This window comes from Rhodococcus olei (assembly GCF_039540555.1).
GTDB lineage: Bacteria > Actinomycetota > Actinomycetes > Mycobacteriales > Mycobacteriaceae > Rhodococcus_G > Rhodococcus_G olei.
In genome coordinates this window covers 1-1,568 of sequence record NZ_BAABFB010000095.1, presented here as the reverse complement: position 1 = coordinate 1,568, position 1,568 = coordinate 1, and the positions used below count along the sequence as shown (strand labels likewise).

1 protein-coding gene is annotated in these 1,568 nt (G+C 65.1%); it reads left to right on the top strand.

The window, feature by feature from the left end; all coding sequences use genetic code 11:
• Positions 1-379 precede the first annotated feature (379 nt).
• Positions 380-1,483 (top strand): IS110 family RNA-guided transposase, encoded by a 1,104-nt coding sequence (locus ABD951_RS28300; protein WP_345353561.1) that lies wholly within the window; start codon positions 380-382, stop codon positions 1,481-1,483.
• Positions 1,484-1,568 lie beyond the last annotated feature (85 nt).

Below are 1,568 nucleotides of genomic sequence, written 5' to 3'. Positions count from 1 at the left end.
GTCGCAGACGCTCTGTCCGCCGCTGCGGTCACGCGCGGCGACCTCTCCGGCGCCGTATTCCACTCTGATAGTAAGACTGTTCTTGCCAGGTGTTCCCGAGTTTCCTGACTCGCACAGCGATCGACCAGCTCGGGTTCTATCGTGGTGCTGGAGGTGTTCTCGCAGCATCCTGACCCGCACTCCGATCGACCCGTTTTCGGTGTCATTCCTCGGACATGTCGGTTGCTCGGGAGCGCCTCCGGCGAGGCCTTCGGTCTCGCTGGAGCCATGTGACTCAAGAAGGGCCTGACGAGAGTCGTCTCCTTACTGTCTTGTCCAGGCCTCCGGTTCGGCTGAGGGCGACCTGCGTTGTTGTCCCGACCGAATCGGAGGCACGTGCATGACCGTTTCCCCCACCACACGCCCCGCTCCGTCTTCCGCCGTCTCCCCGGTGATCGTCGGTGGAGTCGACACTCATAAGGACCTCCACGTCGCCGCCATCGTCGACGCCACCGACAGGGTTGTCGCGACCGAATTCTTCTCCACCACCCGAGCCGGATACCGGGCCATGCTGCGCTGGATGCGCAGCCACGGCGACCTCGCCCGGATCGGCGTCGAGTGCACCGGCTCCTACGGTGCCGGCCTGCTCCGATTCCTCGACAATGCCGGGCTCGAGGTTCTCGAGGTCACCGCACCCGACAGGTCCGATCGGCGCCGACGTGGCAAGGACGACACCATCGACGCCGAGAACGCCGCCCACGCCGCGTTCGCCCAGATCAGAACCGTCACACCGAAAACCCGCGACGGAATGGTGGAGTCGCTACGGGTTCTGCAGGTCACCCGAAAGACGGCCGTTGCTGCCCGCAGGGTCGCGCTGCAGATGATCAAGTCGCAGATCATCTCCGCGCCTGAGGAATTGCGGGATCAGATCCGCAACCTGACCCGGATGCAGCTGATCCGCACCCTCGCCGCCTGGCGGCCCGACTTGACCGACTTCCGCGACCCGACCACTGCCACCAGGATCGCACTCAAGCACCTCGCCCGCCGATACCTGGAACTGCACGACGAGATCGCCGACCTCGACCGCCCGATTCACGCCCTCGTCGACGAGCTGGTGCCCACCCTGCTCGAGCGCGTCGGAGTCGGTTACCAGTCCGCTGCCCAGTTGCTCATCACTGCCGGCGACAATCCCGAGCGGCTGACCTCGGAGGCGTCGTTCGCCATGCTGTGCGGGGCCGCCCCGCTCCCGGCGTCCTCCGGGATGACCACCCGTCATCGCCTCAACCGCGGTGGTGACAGGGCCGCGAATTCCGCGCTGCACATGATCGCAGTCAGCCGATGGCGGGTGGATCCGAAGACCCAGGCTTACGTCGCTCGTAAACGTGCTGTCGGGCACTCCAATCCCGAGATCCTGCGATGCCTCAAACGTTTCATCGCGCGCGAGATCTTCTACCTCCTCAAGGACCGTGACCGAGTCACCCGGCAACTCGCACCGGCCGCTTGACACACAGAAGGGCGTCCACGGATCGCAATACACAGCAAAGGATTTCGCTGCGCTGTGCGCCGAGCTCGGAGTCACGCAGTCGATG

Excerpts from the sequence above, each read along its gene's own strand:
- ABD951_RS28300 (WP_345353561.1), top strand. The coding sequence starts at position 380 with ATGACCGTTTCCCCCACCACACGCCCCGCTCCGTCTTCCGCCGTCTCC.